The 21,020-nt window shown below is 67.7% G+C and carries 20 protein-coding genes and 1 riboswitch; of the genes, 8 read left to right on the top strand and 12 right to left on the bottom strand.

Annotated elements, in window-relative coordinates; genetic code table 11:
• Nucleotides 1–7: 7 nt before the first annotated feature.
• Nucleotides 8–892: a LysR substrate-binding domain-containing protein gene (locus ABNQ39_RS30955; RefSeq protein ID WP_376965789.1), complete on the bottom strand. Its 885-nt coding sequence runs from the start codon at nt 890–892 to the stop codon at nt 8–10.
• A gap of 152 nt (nt 893–1,044) precedes the next feature.
• Here ABNQ39_RS30955 and ABNQ39_RS30950 point away from each other — a divergent pair, with 152 nt between their 5' ends.
• Nucleotides 1,045–1,473 carry a VOC family protein gene (locus ABNQ39_RS30950; protein ID WP_109050266.1) on the top strand — a complete coding sequence of 143 codons (429 nt, stop codon included), beginning with the start codon at nt 1,045–1,047 and terminating at the stop codon, nt 1,471–1,473.
• A gap of 31 nt (nt 1,474–1,504) precedes the next feature.
• On the opposite strand, the gene ABNQ39_RS30945 is transcribed toward ABNQ39_RS30950, so the two are convergent.
• Complete coding sequence (locus ABNQ39_RS30945) at nt 1,505–2,428, bottom strand: LysR family transcriptional regulator (RefSeq protein WP_376965786.1); 924 nt, start codon at nt 2,426–2,428, stop codon at nt 1,505–1,507.
• A gap of 134 nt (nt 2,429–2,562) precedes the next feature.
• Here ABNQ39_RS30945 and ABNQ39_RS30940 point away from each other — a divergent pair, with 134 nt between their 5' ends.
• The gene (locus tag ABNQ39_RS30940) at nt 2,563–3,276 is read left to right on the top strand and encodes an SDR family NAD(P)-dependent oxidoreductase (protein ID WP_376965784.1); all 714 of its coding nucleotides are present in this window, start codon (nt 2,563–2,565) and stop codon (nt 3,274–3,276) included.
• A gap of 12 nt (nt 3,277–3,288) precedes the next feature.
• Here ABNQ39_RS30940 and ABNQ39_RS30935 read toward each other — a convergent pair whose 3' ends face one another.
• Nucleotides 3,289–4,830 carry an ABC transporter ATP-binding protein gene (locus ABNQ39_RS30935; protein WP_376965782.1) on the bottom strand — a complete coding sequence of 514 codons (1,542 nt, stop codon included), beginning with the start codon at nt 4,828–4,830 and terminating at the stop codon, nt 3,289–3,291.
• Nucleotides 4,831–4,844: 14 nt separating this feature from the next.
• Entirely contained in the window at nt 4,845–5,840 is a 996-nt protein-coding gene (locus ABNQ39_RS30930; RefSeq protein ID WP_376965780.1) for a BMP family lipoprotein, read from the bottom strand.
• Nucleotides 5,841–6,088: 248 nt separating this feature from the next.
• On the opposite strand from ABNQ39_RS30930, the gene ABNQ39_RS30925 reads away from it, so the two are divergent.
• Nucleotides 6,089–6,742: a LysE family translocator gene (locus ABNQ39_RS30925; protein ID WP_376965778.1), complete on the top strand. Its 654-nt coding sequence runs from the start codon at nt 6,089–6,091 to the stop codon at nt 6,740–6,742.
• A 21-nt stretch (nt 6,743–6,763) separates the two neighbouring features.
• On the opposite strand, the gene ABNQ39_RS30920 is transcribed toward ABNQ39_RS30925, so the two are convergent.
• On the bottom strand, nt 6,764–7,426 hold the full coding sequence (locus tag ABNQ39_RS30920; protein WP_376965776.1) for a DedA family protein: 663 nt from the start codon (nt 7,424–7,426) through the stop codon (nt 6,764–6,766).
• A 289-nt stretch (nt 7,427–7,715) separates the two neighbouring features.
• On the opposite strand from ABNQ39_RS30920, the gene ABNQ39_RS30915 reads away from it, so the two are divergent.
• Nucleotides 7,716–9,416: a methyl-accepting chemotaxis protein gene (locus ABNQ39_RS30915; protein WP_376965774.1), complete on the top strand. Its 1,701-nt coding sequence runs from the start codon at nt 7,716–7,718 to the stop codon at nt 9,414–9,416.
• 314 nt (nt 9,417–9,730) lie between these two features.
• Here the strand turns inward: ABNQ39_RS30915 and ABNQ39_RS30910 are convergent, their stop codons facing one another.
• From ABNQ39_RS30910 to ABNQ39_RS30880, 7 genes are all read right to left on the bottom strand, one after another.
• On the bottom strand, nt 9,731–10,543 hold the full coding sequence (locus ABNQ39_RS30910) for an IclR family transcriptional regulator (RefSeq protein WP_376965772.1): 813 nt from the start codon (nt 10,541–10,543) through the stop codon (nt 9,731–9,733).
• Between the two features lie 126 nt (nt 10,544–10,669).
• Nucleotides 10,670–12,082 (bottom strand): sigma-54 interaction domain-containing protein, encoded by a 1,413-nt coding sequence (locus ABNQ39_RS30905; protein ID WP_376965770.1) that lies wholly within the window; start codon nt 12,080–12,082, stop codon nt 10,670–10,672.
• A gap of 417 nt (nt 12,083–12,499) precedes the next feature.
• Nucleotides 12,500–13,474 (bottom strand): branched-chain amino acid ABC transporter permease, encoded by a 975-nt coding sequence (locus tag ABNQ39_RS30900; RefSeq protein ID WP_376965768.1) that lies wholly within the window; start codon nt 13,472–13,474, stop codon nt 12,500–12,502.
• A 3-nt stretch (nt 13,475–13,477) separates the two neighbouring features.
• On the bottom strand, nt 13,478–14,365 hold the full coding sequence (locus ABNQ39_RS30895) for a branched-chain amino acid ABC transporter permease (protein WP_376965767.1): 888 nt from the start codon (nt 14,363–14,365) through the stop codon (nt 13,478–13,480).
• A gap of 127 nt (nt 14,366–14,492) precedes the next feature.
• The gene (locus ABNQ39_RS30890) at nt 14,493–15,701 is read right to left on the bottom strand and encodes an ABC transporter substrate-binding protein (protein WP_376965765.1); all 1,209 of its coding nucleotides are present in this window, start codon (nt 15,699–15,701) and stop codon (nt 14,493–14,495) included.
• 163 nt (nt 15,702–15,864) lie between these two features.
• Entirely contained in the window at nt 15,865–16,587 is a 723-nt protein-coding gene (locus tag ABNQ39_RS30885; protein WP_376965763.1) for an ABC transporter ATP-binding protein, read from the bottom strand.
• Entirely contained in the window at nt 16,580–17,347 is a 768-nt protein-coding gene (locus ABNQ39_RS30880) for an ABC transporter ATP-binding protein (protein ID WP_376965761.1), read from the bottom strand. The genes ABNQ39_RS30885 and ABNQ39_RS30880 overlap by 8 nt, the downstream gene beginning before the upstream one ends.
• A gap of 318 nt (nt 17,348–17,665) precedes the next feature.
• Nucleotides 17,666–17,896, top strand: a riboswitch (cobalamin riboswitch).
• A gap of 45 nt (nt 17,897–17,941) precedes the next feature.
• Here ABNQ39_RS30880 and ABNQ39_RS30875 point away from each other — a divergent pair.
• The 4 genes from ABNQ39_RS30875 to ABNQ39_RS30860 form a co-directional block, all read left to right on the top strand.
• A complete protein-coding gene (locus ABNQ39_RS30875) occupies nt 17,942–18,133 on the top strand; it encodes a CbtB domain-containing protein (RefSeq protein WP_376965759.1) in 192 nt (63 codons plus the stop codon).
• Between the two features lie 10 nt (nt 18,134–18,143).
• Entirely contained in the window at nt 18,144–18,935 is a 792-nt protein-coding gene (locus ABNQ39_RS30870; protein ID WP_376965757.1) for a CbtA family protein, read from the top strand.
• 14 nt (nt 18,936–18,949) lie between these two features.
• Complete coding sequence (cobW, locus tag ABNQ39_RS30865) at nt 18,950–20,011, top strand: cobalamin biosynthesis protein CobW (protein WP_376965755.1); 1,062 nt, start codon at nt 18,950–18,952, stop codon at nt 20,009–20,011.
• 99 nt (nt 20,012–20,110) lie between these two features.
• On the top strand, nt 20,111–21,020 hold a 910-nt coding region (locus ABNQ39_RS30860; RefSeq protein WP_376965753.1), incomplete at its 3' end, for a cobaltochelatase subunit CobN.

The following is a 21,020-nucleotide window of genomic DNA, read 5'->3' as shown; positions in this document are numbered from 1 at the left end:
TGCCAGCCTACGCGACCTCGGTCAGCAGCCATTCCTTGAAGCGGCGCACCCGGAGCGCGCGTTCGGCGCCCGGCGCGTGGGCGATCAAATAACGGCCGCGCGGCCGCAGCGTCTCGGTGAAGGGCTGGACCAGCCGCCCCGACGCCACATCGTCCCCAACCAGGAAGACCGGCAGCAGAGCCACCCCCATGCCCGCCGACGCCGCTTCGATGATCATGAAAAAATGCTCGAAGGCCAGTGACAGCGCCGCCTCGGGCAGCGGCAGGCCGAAGGCGGCGAGGTAGACGCGCCAGGAATCGGGCCGGGTGGTGTGCTGCAACAGCCGGTGCTGCGCCAGATCGGCGGGATGGTGCAGCGGCGGCCCCTGCTCCAGCAGCGAGGGCGCGCAGAAGACGCCCATCGTTTCCGGCATCAGGGTCGCGATCTCCGCCCCCGGCCACTCCTCCACGCCATAGCGGATGGCGACGTCGATGCGCTCCTTGGCGAAATCGACGCGGTGCTCGCCGATGCTGACCTCGACCTGGATGTCGGGGTTCTCGGCCTGGAAGCCCTTCAGACGCGGGATCAGCCAGCGCTGCGTCAGGGTCGGCAGCGCGCTGACCCGCAGCACCCCGCCCTCCTGCGCTCTCGCGGCCCGCGCCGCCGCTGCGATGCGGTCGAGCGCCACCGACGCCTCGCCATAGAAGGCCGCCCCGGTCGGCGTCAGCTCGATGCCACGGCCGACACGGCGGATCAGCTCGACCCCCAGATCGGCCTGGAGGGTCTGCATCATGCGGCTGACCGCACCCTGGGTCACCGCCAGTTCGTCGGCCGCCCTGGTGAAACTGAGATGGCGGGCCACCGCGACGAAGCTGCGGACGGCGTTGAGCGACGGCAGGACGCGGTCGGGCATGGACAATCCGAATCATGAGTTGAACTCATAAATCTCTGCCCGAGAACTCGTTTGTCAAGTGTGCCGGGATACGCTCTGCTTGGGGCACAAACAGCCCCCTGGCAGCCCCCCGGCAGCCACCTGCCACCCGGTCGCGAAAGGCCAACCATCCGATGACGACGCTGACGCCCTTCCACATCGCCTTCCCGGTCGACGATCTGGCCGCCGCCCGCCATTTCTACGGCACCGTCCTGGGCTGCCCGGAGGGACGCAGCAGCGACGAATGGATCGACTTCGACCTGTTCGGCCATCAGATCGTCGCCCACCTGAAGCCGCGCGACCCCAGCGCCGCCCCGGCCCACCACAACCCGGTGGACGGCCATGACGTGCCGGTCCCGCATTTCGGCGTCGTGCTGCAACCCGCCGACTGGGACGCCTTCGCCGAGAAGCTGAAGGCCGCCGGCATCAAGTTCGTGATCGAGCCCTACACCCGCTTCAAGGGTCAGGTCGGCGAGCAGTCCACCATGTTCTTCCTCGACCCCGCCGGCAACGCGCTGGAATTCAAGGCCTTCGCCGACATGTCGAAACTGTTCGCGAAGTAACCGATCTGGAAGTACACGCCGCGGGCCGTCCTCAGGGATAGGCCCGCCGGCACACCGCCGCGATGGTCTCGCGCAGCCAGCGGTGGGCCGGATCGGCCTGGAGGCGCGGATGCCAGATGGCGGAGATGGCGAAGTCCGCCGTCCGCACCGGCAGTTCGAAGCTCTTCAGTCCCTGGCCGACAGCATGACCGGCCGTCAGCCCGTTGCCCAGGCAGGAGCGCGGGACCGCCGCGATCAGATCCGACCCGGCGGCAACCCGCATCGCGTCGGGGTAGCGCGGAACGACTAGCGGCACATTGCGGCTGAGGCCCAGTTCCGCCAGTGCGTCGTCGACCGACCCGTGGAACTCGCCCCGGCGCGACGCGGCGACATGGCCGCAGGCGGCATAGCGGTCCGGCGTCACCGCGCCGTTTGCGAGCAGCGGATGCCCGCTGCGGGCGACACCGACCAGCCTGTCGCGGAACAGAAGCTGCGTCAGCAACTCCGGCGCCGAGGTGCCGAGCACGCCGATCTCCAGGTCGATCCGCCCGTCCCGCAGCGGCTCCGCCTCTTTGTCGGGCTTCGGCACGAACCGCAGACGGACATGCGGCGCGGCGTCCGCCACTGCGGCCATCACCGGCGCCGCCATCAGCTCCACGAACCCCTCGCCGGCCCGGATGGTGAAGGTGCGATGAACCGACGCAAGGTCCAGCCGGCCGGCGGCGGGCTGAAGCACTGCCTGCACATCGCGGCAAAGCGCATGGACATGCCCGGAAATCTCCTCGGCATAGGGCGTCGGGACAAGACTGCGGCCGGCCTGGACCAGCAGCGGGTCGCCCGTCACCCGGCGCAGCCGCGCGAGCGTCCGGCTCATGGCGGACGGGCTCAGGCCCAGACGGCGGGCGGCACCGGTCACGCTGCGTTCGGTGAGCAGCGCGTCCAGCGGCAGGAGAAGGTTCAAGTCGATGGCCTGCATCGGCGCAGGATAACCGGGCGGATCTCCGAGGCAAAGCCCCGGACGCAATCGATCTTTGCATCCTGTGCGTCTGGTGCAAAGCCGGGGCTCCGGACATATGGAGCATGGACATCGACAGCAGGAGCCACGACCCCATGCAGCATCTCCCCAATGACACCCGCCGCAGCATTCTTCTGGTCGGCGCGTCGCGCGGCCTCGGCCATGCCATGGCGGCGGAATTCCTGAAGAAAGGTTGGAACGTCCTCGGCACGGTGCGCGGTCCCAATCGCACCGAACTCCACGATCTGGCCGACGCCCACCCCGGCCGGGCCGAGATCGAAAGCCTCGACATCTGCGCGCCCGACCAGTTGGCCGCTCTGCGCGACAGGCTGGCGGGCAGAACGTTCGACATGCTGTTCGTCAATGCCGGAACCGCCAACCGCGACCCGACCCAGACCATCGGCGAGGTTTCGACCGACGAGTTCATCCATGTCATGACCACCAACGCCCTCGGCCCGATGCGCGTCATCGAAAGCCTGGAGCGCAACGTTACCGCTGCCGGGTTGATCGGCGTGATGTCCTCCGGACAGGGAAGCATCGCCAACAACCTGTCCGGCCAGCGCGAGCTTTATCGCGGCAGCAAGGCGGCGCTGAACATGTTCATGCGCAGTTTCGCGGCGCGTCAGGCCGGCAGCGGCCGCGCGCTGGCGGTGATGGCGCCGGGCTGGATCCGGACGGCGCTCGGCGGCGCCGACGCGCCGCTGTCCATCGAGGACAGCATTCCGAAGCTGGTCGATGTCCTTCTCGCCAAGCAGGACAGGCCCGGCCTGGAGTATCTCGACTATCGGGGCCAAACCGTTCCCTGGTGAGGGGCGAACCCCTCACCCACCCGCCATCATCAGTCCCAACGTCTTCTCGTCCGCCCGGTCCGGCATCACCTCGCCGACGATGTGGCCGTCGAACATCACGACGATGCGGTCAGCGAGCGCGCGGATTTCGTCCAGTTCGACCGAGACCAGCAGGATCGCCTTGCCCTGGTCGCGCAGGGCGACCAGCCGGCGGTGGATGAACTCGATGGCGCCGATGTCGACGCCGCGGGTGGGCTGGCCGACCAGCAGCAGGTCGGGGTTCCGCTCGATCTCGCGGGCCAGCACGATCTTCTGCTGGTTGCCGCCGGAGAAGTTGGCCGCCGCCAAACTGCCGTCGCGCGGGCGGGTGTCGTATTCCTCCATCCGGCGGGCGCAGCTTTCCGCCACCGCGTCGCGGTCCAGCAGCACCCGGCCGTTCCAGGCGGGATCGTCCTGGAAGCCCAGGATCGAGCATTCCTCCGCCGAGAAGCTGGTGACGAGCCCGACCTTCTGCCGGTCCTCCGGCACATGGCCGACGCCCAGGCCGCGCAGCGCGCGGGCGTTGAAGCGGTCGGGATGCCCGACCAGTTCCTCCCCGCGCAGGCGGACAGATCCGCCGGCGATGGGCCGCATGCCGGCCAGCGCCTCCAACAGTTCGGACTGGCCGTTGCCGGACACGCCGGCGATGCCGACGATCTCGCCGGCCCGCACCGACAGGCCGACGCCCTTCACCCGCTCCACGCCGGAGGGATCGCGCACCCGCAAGCCCTCGACCCGCAACACCTCCGCCCCCGGATTGGCCGGCGACTTGTCGACCCGCAGCAGAACCTTGCGGCCGACCATCAGCACGGCCAACTGCTCCCGGCTGGTGTCGCGGGTGGCGACGTTGGCGACCACCTGCCCGCGCCGCATCACCGTGACGTTGTCGGTCAGCTCCATGATCTCGCGGAGCTTGTGGGTGATGATGACGACCGTCTTGCCCTGCTGGCGCAGCGCCCGCAGGATGCGGAACAGATGGTCGGCCTCCTGCGGGGTCAGCACACCGGTGGGCTCGTCGAGGATCAGGATGTCGGCGCCGCGGTAGAGCGCCTTCAGGATCTCCACCCGCTGCTGGGCGCCGACCGGCAGATCGCCGACCGGGCTGTCGAGGTCGACCTCCAGCCCATAGTCGCGGGCCAGTCGGGTCAGTTCGGTCCGGGCACGGGCGAGGCCGCCGGCCAGCGTGACGCCGCCCTCCGCCCCCAGCAGCACATTCTCCAGCACGCTGAAGGGGTCCACCAGCATGAAGTGCTGATGGACCATGCCGATGCCGGCAGCCAGAGCGTCGCGCGGGGTCCGGATGGCGGCAGGATTGCCGTTCACCCGGATTTCCCCGCTGTCGGCGCGCAGATAGCCGTAGACGATGCTCATGATCGTCGACTTGCCGGCGCCGTTCTCGCCGATCACCCCATGGATGGTGCCGGCCGGGACCGACAGCGACACGTCGCGGTTGGCATGGTTGGTGCCGAACCACTTGTTGATCGCCACCGTCTCCAGGGCGATTGGCCCGTTTTCCTGGGCGCGACCTTCAGTCATCGAGGCATCCGGGCTCAGGGCTGATACGGCTTGACCGCCAGCGAGCCCGCGATGATCTGCTTCTTCGCCTCTTCCAGCTTCGCTTCCATCTCCGGCGCGATCAGCTTGCGGTTGTTGTCGTCCAGCGCATAGCCGACGCCATCCTCCTTCAGCCCGACGACCCGGTGTCCGGCCTTCCAGCTGCCGTCCTTCGCCGACTTCATGCAGTCATAGACGACCACGTCCACCCGCTTGACCATCGAGGTCAGCACCTTGCCGGGGTGGACATGGTTCTGGTTGCTGTCGACGCCGATGGACAGCTTGCCGGCATCGGCCGCCGCCTGCAGCACGCCGAGACCGGTGGCGCCCGCCGCGGCGAAGACCACGTCGGCGCCGCGCGAGAACTGGCTCTTGGCCAGCTCGGCGCCGCGGCCGGGATCGTTCCAGGCGGCCGGCGTGGTGCCGGTCATGTTGACGAACACCTCGTCGGCGGCGGCGACATGCTTCACGCCCTGTTCGTAGCCGGTCAGGAAGTTGCGGATCAGCGGGATGTCCATGCCGCCGATGAAGCCGACCTTGCCGGTCTTCGACGCCAGCGCCGCCGCCATGCCGACCAGGAAGGATCCCTCCTCCTCCTTGAAGGTCACGGACTGGACGTTGGGGGCGTCCAGCTTGTCGTCGATCAGGCAGAACTTGGTCTTGGGCGATTCCTTCGCCACCTTGTCCACCGCCGCGGTCTGCGAGAAGCCGACGGCGACGATGACCGAGGCGCCGCGGCGCACCAGCGTGCGCATCGCCTGCTCGCGCTGGCCCTCGTTGGTGATCTCGAACTCGCGGTAGGCGGTGCCGGTTTCCTTCTTGAACCGCTCGGCGCCGTTATAGGCGGCCTCGTTGAAGGACTTGTCGAACTTGCCGCCCTGGTCGAACACCACGGCCGGCGAGAACTCGTCGGCCAGCGCCGGGGCGCCGCCGCCGGCTCCCGCTCCGGCCGCGGTCACCGCCAGCATGGCTGCAAGAATACGCGTCTTCATGTCCCACCCACTCCCGACTGCGGAAACTTGACCCAAAGGATAACCGCGCCATGATTTCACACAACAGGGAAAGCGGGCGAAACAATGGAGCGAATCGGGGCGCCCCCGGTTGATACCCTGGTTGACGGGGGGGACGGGGGCGTTTATCACCCCCGCCGACAGTCATTGCGACGAACTGGCGACGGGCACGGCCATCTGAAGGCACGGCCATCTGAACTTGGCCAGGGAAAATTGGGGGGCGACGCTCGGTGGACGAAGTCTGGGTGCTCTTGCAGGGAATAGCTCTTGGATTCGCCATCGCCGCACCCGTCGGGCCGATCGGTCTGCTGTGCATCCGCCGCACCCTTCAGCACGGCCCCCTGATGGGGTTCTTCACCGGATTCGGCGCCGCGGTGGCCGACACCTTCTATGGCGCCATCGCCGCCTTCGGCGTGTCGGCGGCGCTCAGCTTCCTGCGCGGGCACGAGATCGCCTTCCAGCTGATCGGCGGCATCTTCCTGCTGGTGGTGGCGGTCCGCACCTTCCGCCAGCATCCCGACGCCGACGAGCGCGAGGCGGCGGCGGCCCCCGACAGCAAATCCTGGTTCACCGGCTTCATGACCGGCCTGTCGCTGACCCTGACCAACCCAGCGACCATCATGGCGTTCATCGCGATCTTCGCCGGCTTCGGACTGGGCGGCACGCTGGACCGGCTGGAGGCCTCGACCCTGGTGCTGGGCGTCTTCATCGGCTCGTCGCTGTGGTGGATGACACTGTCGATGGGGGTGGCCGCCGTGCGCCACCGCATCTCCGACCGCGGCCTGACCATGCTGAACCACTGCACCGGCGTGGCGCTGGGCCTGTTCGGCCTGTGGGCGCTGGGCATGGCCGCCACCGGCATCGTCGGGATGGCGACGGCCTGACACCCGGTCGGAAGCCGCCTCTCAGCAGCCTGCCGACGGCGTGACGCTCGGCGCCTCCGCGGCCGTACCGCCCTTGCGCAGCAGATGCAGGTGTTTGGACAGCCGCCACAGATAGAGGCCCACCAGCACCACCAGCAGCCCGATGGTGAAATAGCCGACCAGCCGGTGGGCGAAGGGCCAGGTGGATAGCATGTAGCCGGTCCAGGCCAGCAGCAGCGTCCACAGCACCGATCCGATGCCGGACGCCAGCGAATAGTTCAGGATCGACATCTTGCAGGCGCCGGCCGGGATCGAGATCAGCGTCCGCACCCCCGGCACCGGCTGCGAGAACAACACGGCCAGCCCGCCGCGCTTGGCGAACCAGTCGGTGCTCTGCCGTACCTTCTTCGGATTGATGGTCAGCCAGGGGCCGTATTTCTTCAAGAAGGCCTCCAGCCGGTCGCGGCCCATCAGCCGGCTCGGTAGGAACCACACCAGCTGCCCGGCCAGCGAGCCGAGCCCGCCGGCAACGGCGACCCCAACCAGCGTGAACTCGCCGGTCGCCGCTCCGATCCCCGCCAGCGGAATTACCGACTCGGCCGGGATCGGCGGGAAGACCCGCGCCAACGCCACCAGAAAGAAAATCCCGACATAGTGAAGGTTGTGCATCACCTGCACCAGCCAGTCCGTCAAGCCGCCTGCCAAGCCACGTCTCCCCTACCGGAATCCAGCCGCATCCTGAAAACGGCCCGCCGTCATGAAGAGTTCCCGACAGCAAAAGCGCTGACAGCGGAGGCGAAAGTTCGCCCAATAGCAGAACATCGCCCAAACAGAAGATATTTTAGAATCAATCCAAGGATAAGACTTTCTTCACAGGTTGTATTTTATAATCCCGGATAAAGCAATTTTGAGATTACGCATCATAGAAAATGTATCTCCGATAGAAAAAATTTAAACCTGTAAGCACAACCCACAGCTTGAGGGGTAACAAGGGATGTCGTTGGGCAATCTCAAGATCTCGATGAAGATCATGCTGATCGTCGGCATGCTGTCCGTGGTGAGCATCGCCATTGCCGGCTTCGGTGCAGTTGGATTGCAATCCCTCGGATCTGCGATTACGGACCTTGACGAAGCGACGACTGAGGTGCGTCTCAGCTCCCGCCTCAATCGTCTGCTTGCCGAAATCAACCGCGACGAATACAGCCTCGCGATCGACCCGGGCGAGGTCGGCACCGTATCCGCCGCCATCGACGAGCGCCGCAAGGCGATTGCCGACGCCCTCACGCAGCTCAAGGGCACGGTCGAAGGGGAGCAGGTGGTCATCCTGCAGAAGATCGAACGGCAGCTTCCCACCTATTACGAGAAGCTCGCGGCGTCCCTCGATGCGGCGCGCAAGCTCCAGGGCTCGTCCGCGCTGACCGACGGGCAGCGGACGATCAAGGTCGCCGTGGAGGCGAGCCGCACCGACGTCAGGAGCCTGCGCGGCGACATCACGGCCTTCCTCAATTTCACCGAGAAGGACTCGACCGAGCTGGCGCGGACGGCCGAGAAGATGGCGGCCCTGAAGCTGACCTGGATGTTCGTCCTCGCTGGCATCGGAACCGTGGCAGGGCTGCTGCTCGGCCTGCTGGTCTCGCAGAAGGGCATCGTCGGGCCGATCAAATCCATCGTCTCGTCGCTGCGCGGGCTGGCCGACGGCAACCTGACGGTCGAGATCGCCGGAACGGGCCGTCGCGACGAGGTGGGGGCAATCGCCGAAACCGCCAGCATCTTCAAAGCCAACCTGATCCGCAGCCGCGAGCTGGAGGAGGAGGCGAAGCAGGCCGAGGCCAGGGCGGCGGCGGAGCGCAGGCAGGCCATGCTCGGCTTGGCGGACGAGTTCGAGACAAGCATCGGCACCGTCGTCGAGGCGGTCTCCAGCGCCGCGGCGCAGCTCCAGTCCACCGCGCGGACCATGTCGGCGGTCGCCGAGGAGACGGCTCGCCAGTCGACGGCGGTCGCCGCCGCGACCGAACAGGCTTCGGCCAACGTGCAGACGGTGGCGGCGGCGTCGGAGGAACTCAGCAGCTCCATCGGCGAGATCAGCCGGCAGGTGGCCGAGTCCGCAACCATCTCCGGGCAGGCGGTGAGCGAGGCCGAACGCACCAACGGCACGGTCGAAGGGCTGGCCGTGGCGGCGCAGCGGATCGGCGACGTGGTCAGCCTGATCCAGAACATCGCCAGCCAGACCAATCTGCTGGCACTGAACGCCACCATCGAGGCGGCGCGGGCCGGCGAGGCGGGGAAAGGCTTCGCCGTGGTGGCGAGCGAGGTGAAGCAGCTCGCCAACCAGACCGCCAAGGCGACCGAGGACATCTCCACCCAGATCGCGGAAATCCAGACCCAGACCGGCGGCGCCGTCACCGCCATCCGCAACATCGGCCGGACCATCACCCAGGTGAACGAGATCTCCAACAGCATCGCGGCGGCGGTCGAGGAGCAGACTGCGGCCACCGGCGAAATCGGCCGCAACGTCCAGCAGGCGGCCCAGGGAACCCAGGAGGTCTCTTCCAGCATCGCGGGCGTCAGCAAGGCCGCCGACGAGGCCGGTACCTCGTCGAACGAGGTGCTGTCCGCCGCCTCGCTGCTGTCCCAGGAGGCAGGGCGCCTGCGCAGCGAGGTGGACGGCTTCCTGTCGCGGGTCAGGGCGGCCTGACGGGCCGACAGGACGCTTGAACAGAGGACCAGACCCCGGAAGGGCGGAGACGGCGGGGCGTTGGATTGAACGTGCCCGCACATCCCCGACATCCCCGCCCTTCCGGGGGGCCGGCCACCCTGGCACCGAATGGAGGACCGGCCGGAACAGGACAAACCCGGATCGGGAAGCCTGTCTGGAACGATTCAAAGAATGGCTATAAACGCCTGATCCGTCCAATCGATTTTTCAGGATACCCCGATAGGAAAAACCGATTGGCGCGGGACGGGGCGGCGGTTTCCCGGTCGCCCCCTGGCCTCTTACCCCTTTGCCCCTTAGCCGTTGAACAGGGTCGCGTCGATCCGCCGGACCATCGCCACCAGCCGCGGCGCGAACTCCTCCTCCAGCCTCTTCAGATCGACCATGAAGGCCGGTCCACCGCAGTTGAAGGCCAGCACCTGCGAGCCGTCGCGCGGCACGAAGGGAACGCCGACGGCATGGACCTCCGACTTCCAGGCGCCGATGGAGCGGCAATAGCCGCGCGTCCGGTAATCCTCGATGGCCTGGAGGATGCCGTCGCGGATCTCCGGCCAGCGCTCCCCCTCATGCTCCTCCAGCTTCGCCATCAGCGGCACGCGCTCCGCCTCCGGCAAGGCGGCCAGATAGGCGCGGCCCATGCCGGTGGTCGACAGCTTGATGTGGGAGCCGACATCCAGCGACAGGGTGATCGGGCCGGTGGCCTTGCAGCATTCCAGATAGATCATGCTCAGCCGGTCGCGCCCGCCCAGCGCCACCGCCAGCCCGGTCTGGTCGGCCAGCTCCTGCATCAGCGGGCGGGCGACCTGCCGGATGCCCATGCCCGACAGGCTGGCATAGCCGAGCGCCAGCACCGAGGTGCCGAGCCGGTACTTGCCGGTGTTCTGGTCGTAGGAGAGGTATCCCAGCTTGGCCAGGGTGTAGGTCAGCCGCGACACCGTCGGCTTGGGCAGGCCGGTGCGCTGCGCCAGTTCCAGATTGCCCAGCATCGATTCGTTGCGGCGGAAGGCGCGCAGCAGTTCCAGCCCGCGGGCCAGTGCGGTAACGAAGCGCGGATCCTTCTCGTCCTCCGCCAGATCGTCGGCGACCAGAGCCTCTTCCCGCCTGCGCATGCCCGAACCCTCCCGCAAACCAGTGCGGGACGATCCTGACAGCGGGGGGCCGGCCCGTCAATGAAACAGCGTTCCGCAGTACGAAATTTACCGTACGAGACTCACTGCGGCCAGCCTGTCCCGGTGCTACTGCGTCGCCCCCAGCCCCAGCGTCACCATGCGTTCGTACAGCGACGCGCGCGAAATGCCCAGCAGCTTCGCCGCCCGCGCCTTGACGCCGTTCGCCTCCTCCAGCGCCGCGGCGATGGCGTGGCGCTCGGCGGCGTGCAGCACCTCCTGCAACGGACGCGCGCCGGCCGCCAGCGGCAGGGCCGACGCGCCGGCCGGATGCTGGCCGGGCAGCACGCTGCGGATGTGCGGTGCCGTCAGGATCGGCGCATCGGTCAGCGCCACCACCCGCTCCAGCGTGTTGTAAAGCTCGCGCACATTGCCGGGCCAGTCATAGTCGCGCAGCACCTGCACTGCCGATTCCAGCAGCTCGCGCGGCGGCGTACCCTGCTGGATCGCCAGCTGTTCCAGGATGCGGTCGGCGATGCTCTCGATGTCCTCCGGCCGGTCGCGCAGCGGCGGCAGGGTGATCGGCACCACATTCAGCCGGTAATAGAGGTCGGCGCGGAACTGCTTCTCGCGCACCAGGGCGTGCAGGTCGCGGCTGGTGGCGGCGATGATGCGGACATCGACCCGCACCACCTTGTTGGAGCCGAGCGGCTCGATCTCCCGCTCCTGCAACACGCGCAGAAGCTTGGCCTGCACCGGCAGCGGCATGTCGCCGATCTCGTCGAGGAACAGGGTGCCGCCGTTGGCGAGCTGGAACTTGCCGTCGCGGTGGCGGCGGTCGGCGCCGGTGTAGGCGCCGGGGGCGACGCCGAAGAACTCCGCCTCCAGCAGGGTTTCTGGAATGGCGGCGACATTGACGCCGACGAAGGGCTTGGACGCCCGCGGGCTGGCGGAATGGATGGCCTGGGCCAGCAGCTCCTTGCCGGTCCCGGTTTCGCCCAGCAGCAGGACGGTCGAATCCATCTGGGCGGCTCGGCGGCCCAGCCGCTTGATCTCACGGATCGATTCGCTGGCGCCCAGGAACTGCGAGAAGGAGTATTTGGCGCGGCGCTCATGCGCCAGCTCCTGCTGGGTGCGGGCCAGCTCCTCCTGCATCTTCTCGTATTTGCGGACCAGCGGGCGGAGATATTCGGCGCGGTCGAACAGCACGAAGCCGATGGCGCCGATGATCGAACCGTCGGTGCCGAACAGCGGCATCCGCGTCACCACGAAGGACCGGTCGTCGAACTCCATGATGTCCAGTGGCTGCGGCTGGCCGCTGTCGATCACCCGGCGCAGCTGGCTGTTGGGGATGACGTCCTCCACCTGCCGGCCGCGCGGGTCGCCGGGAACGCCCAGCAGGGCCTTGTACTTCTCGTCCATCCAGGCGATGCGGCCTGTGTGATCGACGGCGACGGCACCGACGCACATGGATTCCAGATGTTCGAACAGGGAGTGGACCGCCCGCTGGCGCAGCGCTTCGAAATCCACGGTGTCGCCCACGTCACCCTCCCAAACGGGACCGATCTTCGTCGTCCCGGTGTCGAGGCCCCTTGCGATGCCCGCTTTGGGGTCTGCTGCGATGCAGCGCAATTTGCCAACAATATCAGAGGTCAACATAGTAGCCCATCCGTCGGATTAAAGGGAAGGCGCACAGGATCGGGCGGGTGCGCGGGGATATCCGCACCCGTTCATCAGACCAGACCTTTACGGAGCGGCTCGCGGATGCGCTTTTTAAAAAGGCAACCTGGACCTGTTCTCTACATCCTCCGCCATACCCCTTCGCGATTTCCGGATTTTCAACCCACACGGGTGAGAGGCGGGTGAGGGGATGAGGAAAAAGAGGGGGACCTTTCGGCCCCCCCTGGGGGAGTTCCGTTGGGAGTTCTATCCGAAGTTCCGCGGAAACGGCCGGCGGGGTCAGTGCCCCCGCTTCGGCAGGCGGGCCAGCAGCTCGCCGACGATACCACGGCGGAAGACCAGCACGCAGACGACGAAGATGCAGCCGATCACCACCGGCACCGGCAGGCTGGTGGAGGCGAGATAGCTTTCCAGCGTCACCACCAGCCCCGCACCCACCACCGGCCCGAACAAAGTGCCCATGCCGCCCAAGAGCGTCATCAGCACCACCTCGCCCGACATCTGCCACGTCACGTCGGTCAGGCTGGCGAGCTGGAACACCAGCGCCTTGGTGCCGCCGGCCAGACCGGCGAGCGAGGCCGACAGCACGAAGGCGACCAGCTTGTAGCGGTCGGTGCGGTAGCCGAGCGAGACGGCGCGCGGCTCGTTCTCGCGGATCGCCTTCAGCACCTGCCCGAAAGGCGAATGCACCGTGCGCCAGATCAGGGCGAAGCCGGCGACGAAGATCGCCAGCACGGTGTAGTACATGGTCAGCGGCTGGTTGAGGTCGAACAGCCCGAACAGGGTGCCGCGCGGCACACCCTGGATGCCGTCCTCGCCATGGGTGAAGGGCAGCTGGAGCGCCAGGAAGAACACCATCTGGCTCAGCGCCAGGGTGATCATGGCGAAATAGATGCCCTGGCGGCGTATGGCGATCAGGCCGAAGACCAGCCCCATCAGACCGGCGACCGCGGTGGCGGCGATCAGCCCGAACTCCGGCGCCCAGCCCCAGACCTTCACCGTGTGGGCGGCGATGTAGGCCGCCCCGCCGAAGAAGGCGGCATGGCCGAAGCTGAGCAGGCCGGCGAAGCCGATCAGCAGGTTGAAGGCGCAGGCGAACAGCGCGAAGCACAGCACCTTCATCAGGAAGACGGGATAGAGCACGAAGGGTGCAGCGACGGCGATCAGCAGCAGGACGGCGGCGATCACCGCCGTTCCGGCACCGCGGGCCGGGCCGCGCAGGGCGACGTGGGTGGAATTGCTGGCGACGCTCATGGTTCAGCGCTCCCGTCCGAAGAGGCCCGCGGGCTTGATGAGAAGAACGATCGCCATCACGACGAACACGACGATGTTGGAGGCCTCCGGGTAGAAGACCTTGGTCAGCCCTTCCAGCAGCCCCAGACCCAGCCCGGTGACGATGGCGCCGAGGATCGAGCCCATGCCGCCGATCACCACCACGGCGAAGACGATGATGATCAGATTGGTGCCCATCAGGGGCGACACCTGATAGATGGGGGCCGCCAGCACGCCGGCCAGCCCGGCCAGTGCCACGCCGAAGCCGTAGGTCAACGACACCATCACCGGCACGTTGATGCCGAAGGCCTGCACCAGCGTCGGATTCTCCGTCGCCGCCCGCAGATAGGCCCCCAGCTTGGTGCGCTCGATGGCGAACCAGGTGCCGAAGCAGACGGTGAGGGAGGCGACGACGACCCAGGCACGGTAGTTGGGCAGGAACATGAAGCCCAGATTCTGCCCGCCCTTCAGCGCGTCGGGGATCGGATAGGGCTGGCCCGACACGCCGTACTGGTGGCGGAACGCCCCTTCCAGGATCAGCGCCAGACCGAAGGTCAGCAACAGGCCATAGAGATGGTCGAGCTTGTAGAGCCGCGACAGCATCGACTTTTCCAGCGCGATGCCGAGCAGCCCGACCACCAGCGGCGCGACGATAAGCGCCCCCCAATAGCCGATCCCGGCATAGGTCAGCAGCAGCCACGCCACGAAGGCGCCGACCATGTAGAGCGCGCCATGGGCGAAGTTGATGACGTTCAGCATGCCGAAGATCACCGCCAGCCCCAGGCTGAGCAGCGCATAGAAGGAACCATTGATCAGTCCGAGCAGAAGCTGCCCGAACAACACTTGGGGCGGAACACCCAGCAGGCTGAACATCTCCGCGTCTCTCCCGGCTCGTGGTGGTTGTTTTTTGTTTTGGCTTTGGTAGTCGCCGATTGCCGTCCTCCGGCCCCACCCAATGAGCGGGGCCGGAGGATGGCCTAACGCATCACTTAACCGCCCCTCACTTCACCAGCGGGCAGCCGCTTTGCTTGGGATCCATGAAGGCGGTGTCGGCCGGGATGGTCTTGACGATCTTGTAATAGTCCCAGGCCCCCTTCGATTCGGCCGGGGTCTTCACCTGGGCCAGATACATGTCGTGGAACATGCGGCCGTTGGCGGCGATCTTGCCTTTCTTGGCGAACATGTCCTCGACCGGCAGTTCGCGCATCTTGGCGGACACCTTGTCGGCGTCATCGGTCTTCGCCGCCTCGACCGCCTTCAGGTAATGCTTCACCGCCGAATAGACGCCGGCCTGCACCATGGTCGGCTTCTTGCCGGCCTTAGCCTCGAACTTTTTCGACCACTCGCGGGTCTGGTCGTCGTTGTCCCAATAGAAGCCGGTGGTCAGCATCAGCCCCTGCGCCGATTGCAGGCCCAGCGCATGCACATCGGTGATGAACATCAAGAGGCCGGCCAGGCTCTGGCCCGACTGGGTGATGCCGAACTCCGCGGCCTGCTTGACCGCGTTGACGGTGTCGCCGCCGGCATTCGCCAGACCGATGACGTCGGCGCCCGAGCCTTGCGCCTGCAACAGGAAGGACGAGAAGTCCGACGTGCCGAGCGGATGGCGAACCGAGCCGGAGATGGTGCCGCCGAGCGACTTCACCATCTTGGTGGTCTCCTCCTCCAGCGACTGGCCGAAGGCGTAGTCGGCGGTCACGAAGAACCACTTCTTCTTGCCCTGCTCATAGAGCGCGCGGCCGGTGCCGGCGGCCATGGCGTAGTTGTCGTAGGTCCACTGGAAGCCGTAGGGGCTGCACTGCGCACCGCTGAGCGCGGTGGCGCCCGGACCGGACATCAGGAAGATGCGCTTCTTGTCCTTGGTGATGCCCTGCACCGCCAGGGCGGCGGCGGAGTTCGGCACGTCGGCGATGACGTCGACGCCACCGGTGTCGACCCACTCGCGCGCCTTCGACGCGGCGATGTCGGCCTTGTTCTGGTGGTCGGCGACGACGATCTCGACGGGCGCGCCGGCGACCTTGTTGCCGAACTCCTCCGCCGCCATCCGCGCGGCGATGGCGGAGCCTTCGCCGGCCAGATCGGCGTAGATGCCGGAACGGTCGTTCAGCACGCCGATGCGGATGACGTTGTCCGACACCTGGGCGGAAGCCGGAACTACAGTCCCGGCGAGCGTCAGCAGGGCGGTGCCGGCGAGAAGAAGCGTGCGCATCGGAAGGTCTCTCCCTCTTGGTTTTATTGGCGGCCGGGTCCCATCGTGGGTCCCTCTGCCGTGCCTGAAGCAGGCAATCGGGCACGGATCCGGCGGTTCGCCGCCCTGCCCTTCGATGGGGTCGGGACGGCATTCGCGCCGGCGATATCGGGGGCTGGAGCGCCTACACGCCGAGATAGGTGTGCAGCTTGTCCATGTTGGCGTGGAGCTGGTCGTTGGGGATCATGTCGACCACATGGCCTTCCTCCATCACGTAATGGCGGTCGGCGATGGTGGCGGCGAAGCGGAAATTCTGCTCCACCAGCACGATGGTGAAGCCGCGTGCCTTGAGCGCCCGCACCGCCACGCCGATCTGCTCGATGATGACGGGAGCCAACCCCTCGGTCGGCTCGTCCAGCAGGATCAGCGTGGCGCCGGTGCGCAGGATGCGGGCGATGGCCAGCATCTGCTGCTCGCCGCCCGACAGCCGCGTGCCCTGGGTCGAGCCGCGGCCCTTCAGGTTGGGGAACAGCTCGTGGATCTGCGGGACCGTCATCCCGCCCTCCTTGACCACCGGCGGCAACGTCAGGTTCTCGTCCACGCTGAGGCTGGAGAAGATGCCGCGCTCCTCCGGCACATAGCCGATGCCGAGGCGGGGGATCTTGTGCTGCGCCATGCCGATCAGCTCGGTGCCCTGGAAGCGGATCGAGCCGGTGCGCTTGCCCATGATGCCCATGATGGCGCGCATGGTCGAGGTCTTGCCGGCGCCGTTGCGGCCCAGCAGCGTCACCACCTCGCCGTGGCGCACCTCCAGGCTGACGCCGTGCAGCACATGGCTCTCGCCGTAGAAGCCGTGCAGGTCGGCGATCTCCAGCATGGCAGTCTTCGTCTGCATCCCGTCAGGCATGTCCGGTCCCCATATATGCTTCCATCACCTGAGGGTTCTTCGAGACGACCTCGTAGGGCCCTTCCGCCAGGATCTCGCCGCGGCGGAGCACGGTGATCGTGTCCGACAGATGGGCGACGACCGACAGATTGTGTTCCACCATCAGCACGGTGCGGTCGGCGGCGACGCGCTTGATGAGTGCTGCGGTGCCCTCGATGTCCTCATGGCCCATGCCGGCCAGCGGCTCGTCGAGCAGCATCACCTCCGGGTCGAGCGCCAGGGTGGTGGCGATCTCCAGCGCGCGCTTGCGGCCATAGGGCAGCTCGGCCGCCAGATGGCCGGCCCAAGGGGTGAGGTTGACCGCCTCGATCAGCTCCAGCGCCCGGCCGTGCAGGTCGTGGAGCGACGATTCGGACTTCCAGAAATGGAAGCTGGTGCCGAGCGGCCGTTGCAGCGCGACGCGGACATTCTCCAGCACGCTGAGATGCGGGAAGACGGCCGAGATCTGGAAGGAGCGGACCAGCCCCATCAGCGCGATGTCGGCCGGCTTGGTGCGGGTGATGTCACGGCCCTTGTAGAGGATCTGGCCGCGCGTCGGTGTCAGGAATTTGGTCAGCAGGTTGAACACCGTGCTCTTGCCGGCGCCGTTCGGGCCGATCAGCGCGTGGATGGTGCCCCGCTTCACTTGCAGGTTCACCTCCTTCACCGCCACGAACCCCTTGAACTCCTTCGTCAGACCACGCGCTTCCAGGATGATGTCGTCGTTCGGTGCGGCGTTCATCGGTCGCGAATTCTCCTCCCGTTCGTCCTTATGTCCCGGGCATATGCCCGGCGGCCGCCGTGCGGCGGGACGTTTCACCGATTGTTGTACGCACGAAGCATGCCACATGCGGGGTCGCTTCGGCCGGGCCGCCTGACCCATTGTTTCTCCGCGGGTTTCGCTGCGGCGTCCTCCCCCTGGCCGACACCCTTGCGTCGGAAAGTGTCGGATCCCTGGACACTCTGTCTACAAAACATGACAGCATCCAAAGTGTCTGCATGCAAGATCGTCCGTGTGGCAGACGCCTTATTGTGGGCTTGCCAAACGGGCGCGGCACTGCGATGGTGGCTGTCCAACGGTGCCCTGCCCGTCCTGACGGGCGGCGGGGATAATAGGGAATGCGGTGCGGAGCTTTCCGGGATCCCCGGAAGCGCCAATGCCGCGGCTGCCCCCGCAACTGTAAGCGGCGAGCATCCCGTCCATCATGCCACTGGCCCTCCGCGGCCGGGAAGGCGGACGGCGATGCAGCGACCCGCGAGCCAGGAAACCTGCCGGCGGACTTGACCGACCTTTTCCAACCCCGCCGGGTGTGGCGGGAGAACAAGGATGTTTTCTATGAATGCCCGTTCGATGAACGCCGCTGCCGCCAGTTCCGCGACCCGCAGCGCCGCCCAGACTGCGGTCGCCGCCTTTGCCGCGATCCTGCTCGGCAGCTTCCTGCTGTACGGCGTCGGCTTCGCCCAGCCGCAGCAGATCCACGATGCGGCGCACGACGCCCGTCATTCCTTCGCGTTCCCCTGCCACTAAGCAGCGGGTCATGGATCTGATCCGGCGGCTGTTCACAGCCGCTCTGGTCGCGGGCGTGCTCTCCGGCACGGCCGCTTCCGTCGTTCAGCAGGCGACGACCGTCCCGCTGATCCTCGAAGCCGAGAAATACGAGGTGGTGACCCCGCCTCCCGCAACCGCCGCGCCTACGACTGCCGCTCCGGCTGGGGCTCCGGCCGCCAGCCACGCCGAAGGCCACCAGCATGGCCCCGTGCGCGAGATCGGCGAAGGCGTGCCGGTCACCCTGGACGAGGCGATGCAGCGCATCGGCCTGACCATCGCCGCCAACCTGATCGCCGGTGTCGCCTATGCGCTGCTGCTGGCGGCCGCGATCCTGCTGGCCGGCCGGCCGGTCGATGCCCGCCGCGGGCTGGTCTGGGGCATGGGCGGCTTCGTCGCCGTCTCGCTGGCCCCGTCCTTCGGTCTGGCCCCGGAGCTGCCGGGCATGGCCGGGGCCGAGCTGGAGCTGCGTCAGCTTTGGTGGCTGACCGCCGCGGCCGGTGCCGGCGTCGGCATCGCCGCCCTCGCCTTCGCCCGCAACCGTCTGGTCATCGCCGTCGCCGTTCTGGCCGCAGCGCTGCCCCATCTGATCGGCGCCCCCCATCCGGAAAGCGCCGAGGGTGCCGTTCCGCCGGAACTGGCCGCCCGCTTCGTCACCGCCTCGCTCGGATCCGCCGCCCTGTTCTGGGCGATCCTCGGCTCCGTCTGCGGCTGGCTGATGAGCGGCGTGGTCGAACCGGCCGAACGGCAGCCGGCCCTGCGGGTTCAGCCCGGCGCGCGTTAAGGAGGCTCCATCCCATGTCCGCTCTTGCGAAAACGGCCGCCGGCAAGGTTCCGGCGACCGTCATCACCGGCTTCCTCGGCGCCGGAAAGACCACGCTGATCCGCGGCCTGCTGGAAAAGGCCGACGGCCGCCGGCTGGCGCTGATCATCAACGAGTTCGGCGATGTCGGCATCGACGGCGACATCCTGCGCGCCTGCGGCAACCCGACCTGCACCGAAGACGACGTGATCGAACTGGCGAACGGCTGCCTGTGCTGCACCGTCGCCGACGACTTCGTCCCGGCCATCGAGAAGCTGCTGGCCCGCCCGGACCCGCCCGAGCACATCGTGATCGAGACCAGCGGCCTCGCCTTGCCCAAGCCGCTGGTCCAGGCTTTCAACTGGCCGGCGATCAAGACGCGGGTCACGGTCGACGGCGTCATCGCCGTGGTGGACGCCTCGGCCGCCGCGGAGGGCCGCTTCGCCCCCGATCCGGCCGCGCTGGAGGCCCAGCGCGACGCCGCCGGCACCGTCGACCACGAAACGCCGATCGAGGAGGTGTTCGAGGACCAGCTGCTCTGCGCCGACCTGATCGTCGTCAACAAGACCGATCTGCTGGCCGACGGCGACCTCGCCCGTGTCGAGGAGCTGATCCGCGGCGCCCTCGCCCACACGGTCGGCCGCGACGCCAAGCTGGTCCGTGCCTCCCAGGGTGCGGTCGATCCGCTGGTTCTGCTCGGTGTCGGTGCGGCGGTGGAGGACGATCTTGCCAACCGTCCCAGCCATCATGACGGTGAAGAGGGCCACGACCACGACGACTTCACCAGCTTCGTGATGGAGTTGCCGGCGCAGCCCGATCCGGCCGCCCTGGCGATGACGCTGGAGAAGGTCGCCGGCCTGCATGGCGTTCTGCGCCTGAAGGGCTTCATCGACGTGCCCGGCAAGCCGATGCGCCTGCTGGTCCAGGGTGTCGGCACCCGCATCCAGACCCACTACGACCGGCTGTGGAAGGCGGGCGAGGAGCGCCGCAGCCGTCTGGTGGTGATCGGCGAGACCGGGCTGGACCGCGATGCGGTGACGCGGGCGGTCGTTGGGTAAAAGTTTCGGGTAAGAGTTAGAGTAGTGCGGCGACCGCCCCCTCCTTGACCTTCACCGTTTTTCGAGGGGGAGGGGGCGGTCGCCCCTGGACATCAGACCATGCACCTGCTTGCCGCCCGCCAGGACGAACTGGACGCCGGCCCCCAGGCGGAAGATCTGGGGCAGACGCCGGCCGACCTCGTCATGCTGTCCTTTTCCGACAGCGACCTGACCGCGCTCGCCGCCGCATGGCGGGCGGGCCGCGAGCGGCTGCCTGGTCTCCGCCTCGCCAACCTCAACCGGCTCGGCCATCCGCTGTCGGTCGATCTCTACGCCGACACTGTGGTCGCCAAGGCCAAGCTGGTGGTCCTGCGCCTGCTCGGCGGCAGCGGTTACTGGCGCTACGGCCTCGACCGCCTGTCCGCCCTCTGCCGCGAGCGCGGCATCCCGCTCGCCGTCCTGTCGGGAGAGGCGCAGCCCGACCCGAACCTGACCGCCTACGGCACCGTTCCGCCGGCCACCGCCGACCGGCTGTGGCGCTATTTCACCGAGGGCGGCCCGGCCAACATGGGCCATCTGCTGGCCTGCGCCACGACGCTGGCCGGAACGCCGCTGCCCCATGAGGACCCGGCCCCCGTCCCGCGCTTCGGCGCCTATGACGGCTGGACCGGCCCCGCAGCCGCCCGCGTAGCCGCCCCCATAGCCGCCGGGGCGCCGGTCGCGGCCATCGTGTTCTACCGCTCCCACCTGCTGGCCGGCGACCTCGCCCCGGTCCATGCCCTGTGCGACGCGCTGGCCGCCCGCGGCCTCGCCCCCCGGCCGCTGTTCGTCGCCAGCCTGAAGGAGCCGGACTGCGCCGCCTGGATGCGGGCCAGCCTGACCGCACAGAACGCCGCCATCGTCGTCAACACCACCGCCTTCTCGGCGGCGCGCGAGGACGGTTCGCCGCTGGAAGCCAACGGCAGCCCGGTTCTGCAAGCCATCCTCGCCACCACCCCCAAAGCCGGCTGGCAGGCGTCCTCGCGCGGGC

This window comes from Azospirillum sp. A26 (assembly GCF_042604635.1).
In the GTDB taxonomy this organism is placed as follows: Bacteria; Pseudomonadota; Alphaproteobacteria; order Azospirillales; family Azospirillaceae; genus Azospirillum; species Azospirillum palustre.
Note: the sequence above shows the minus strand (reverse complement) of the source record. Positions and strands in the feature narration are given on the sequence as shown.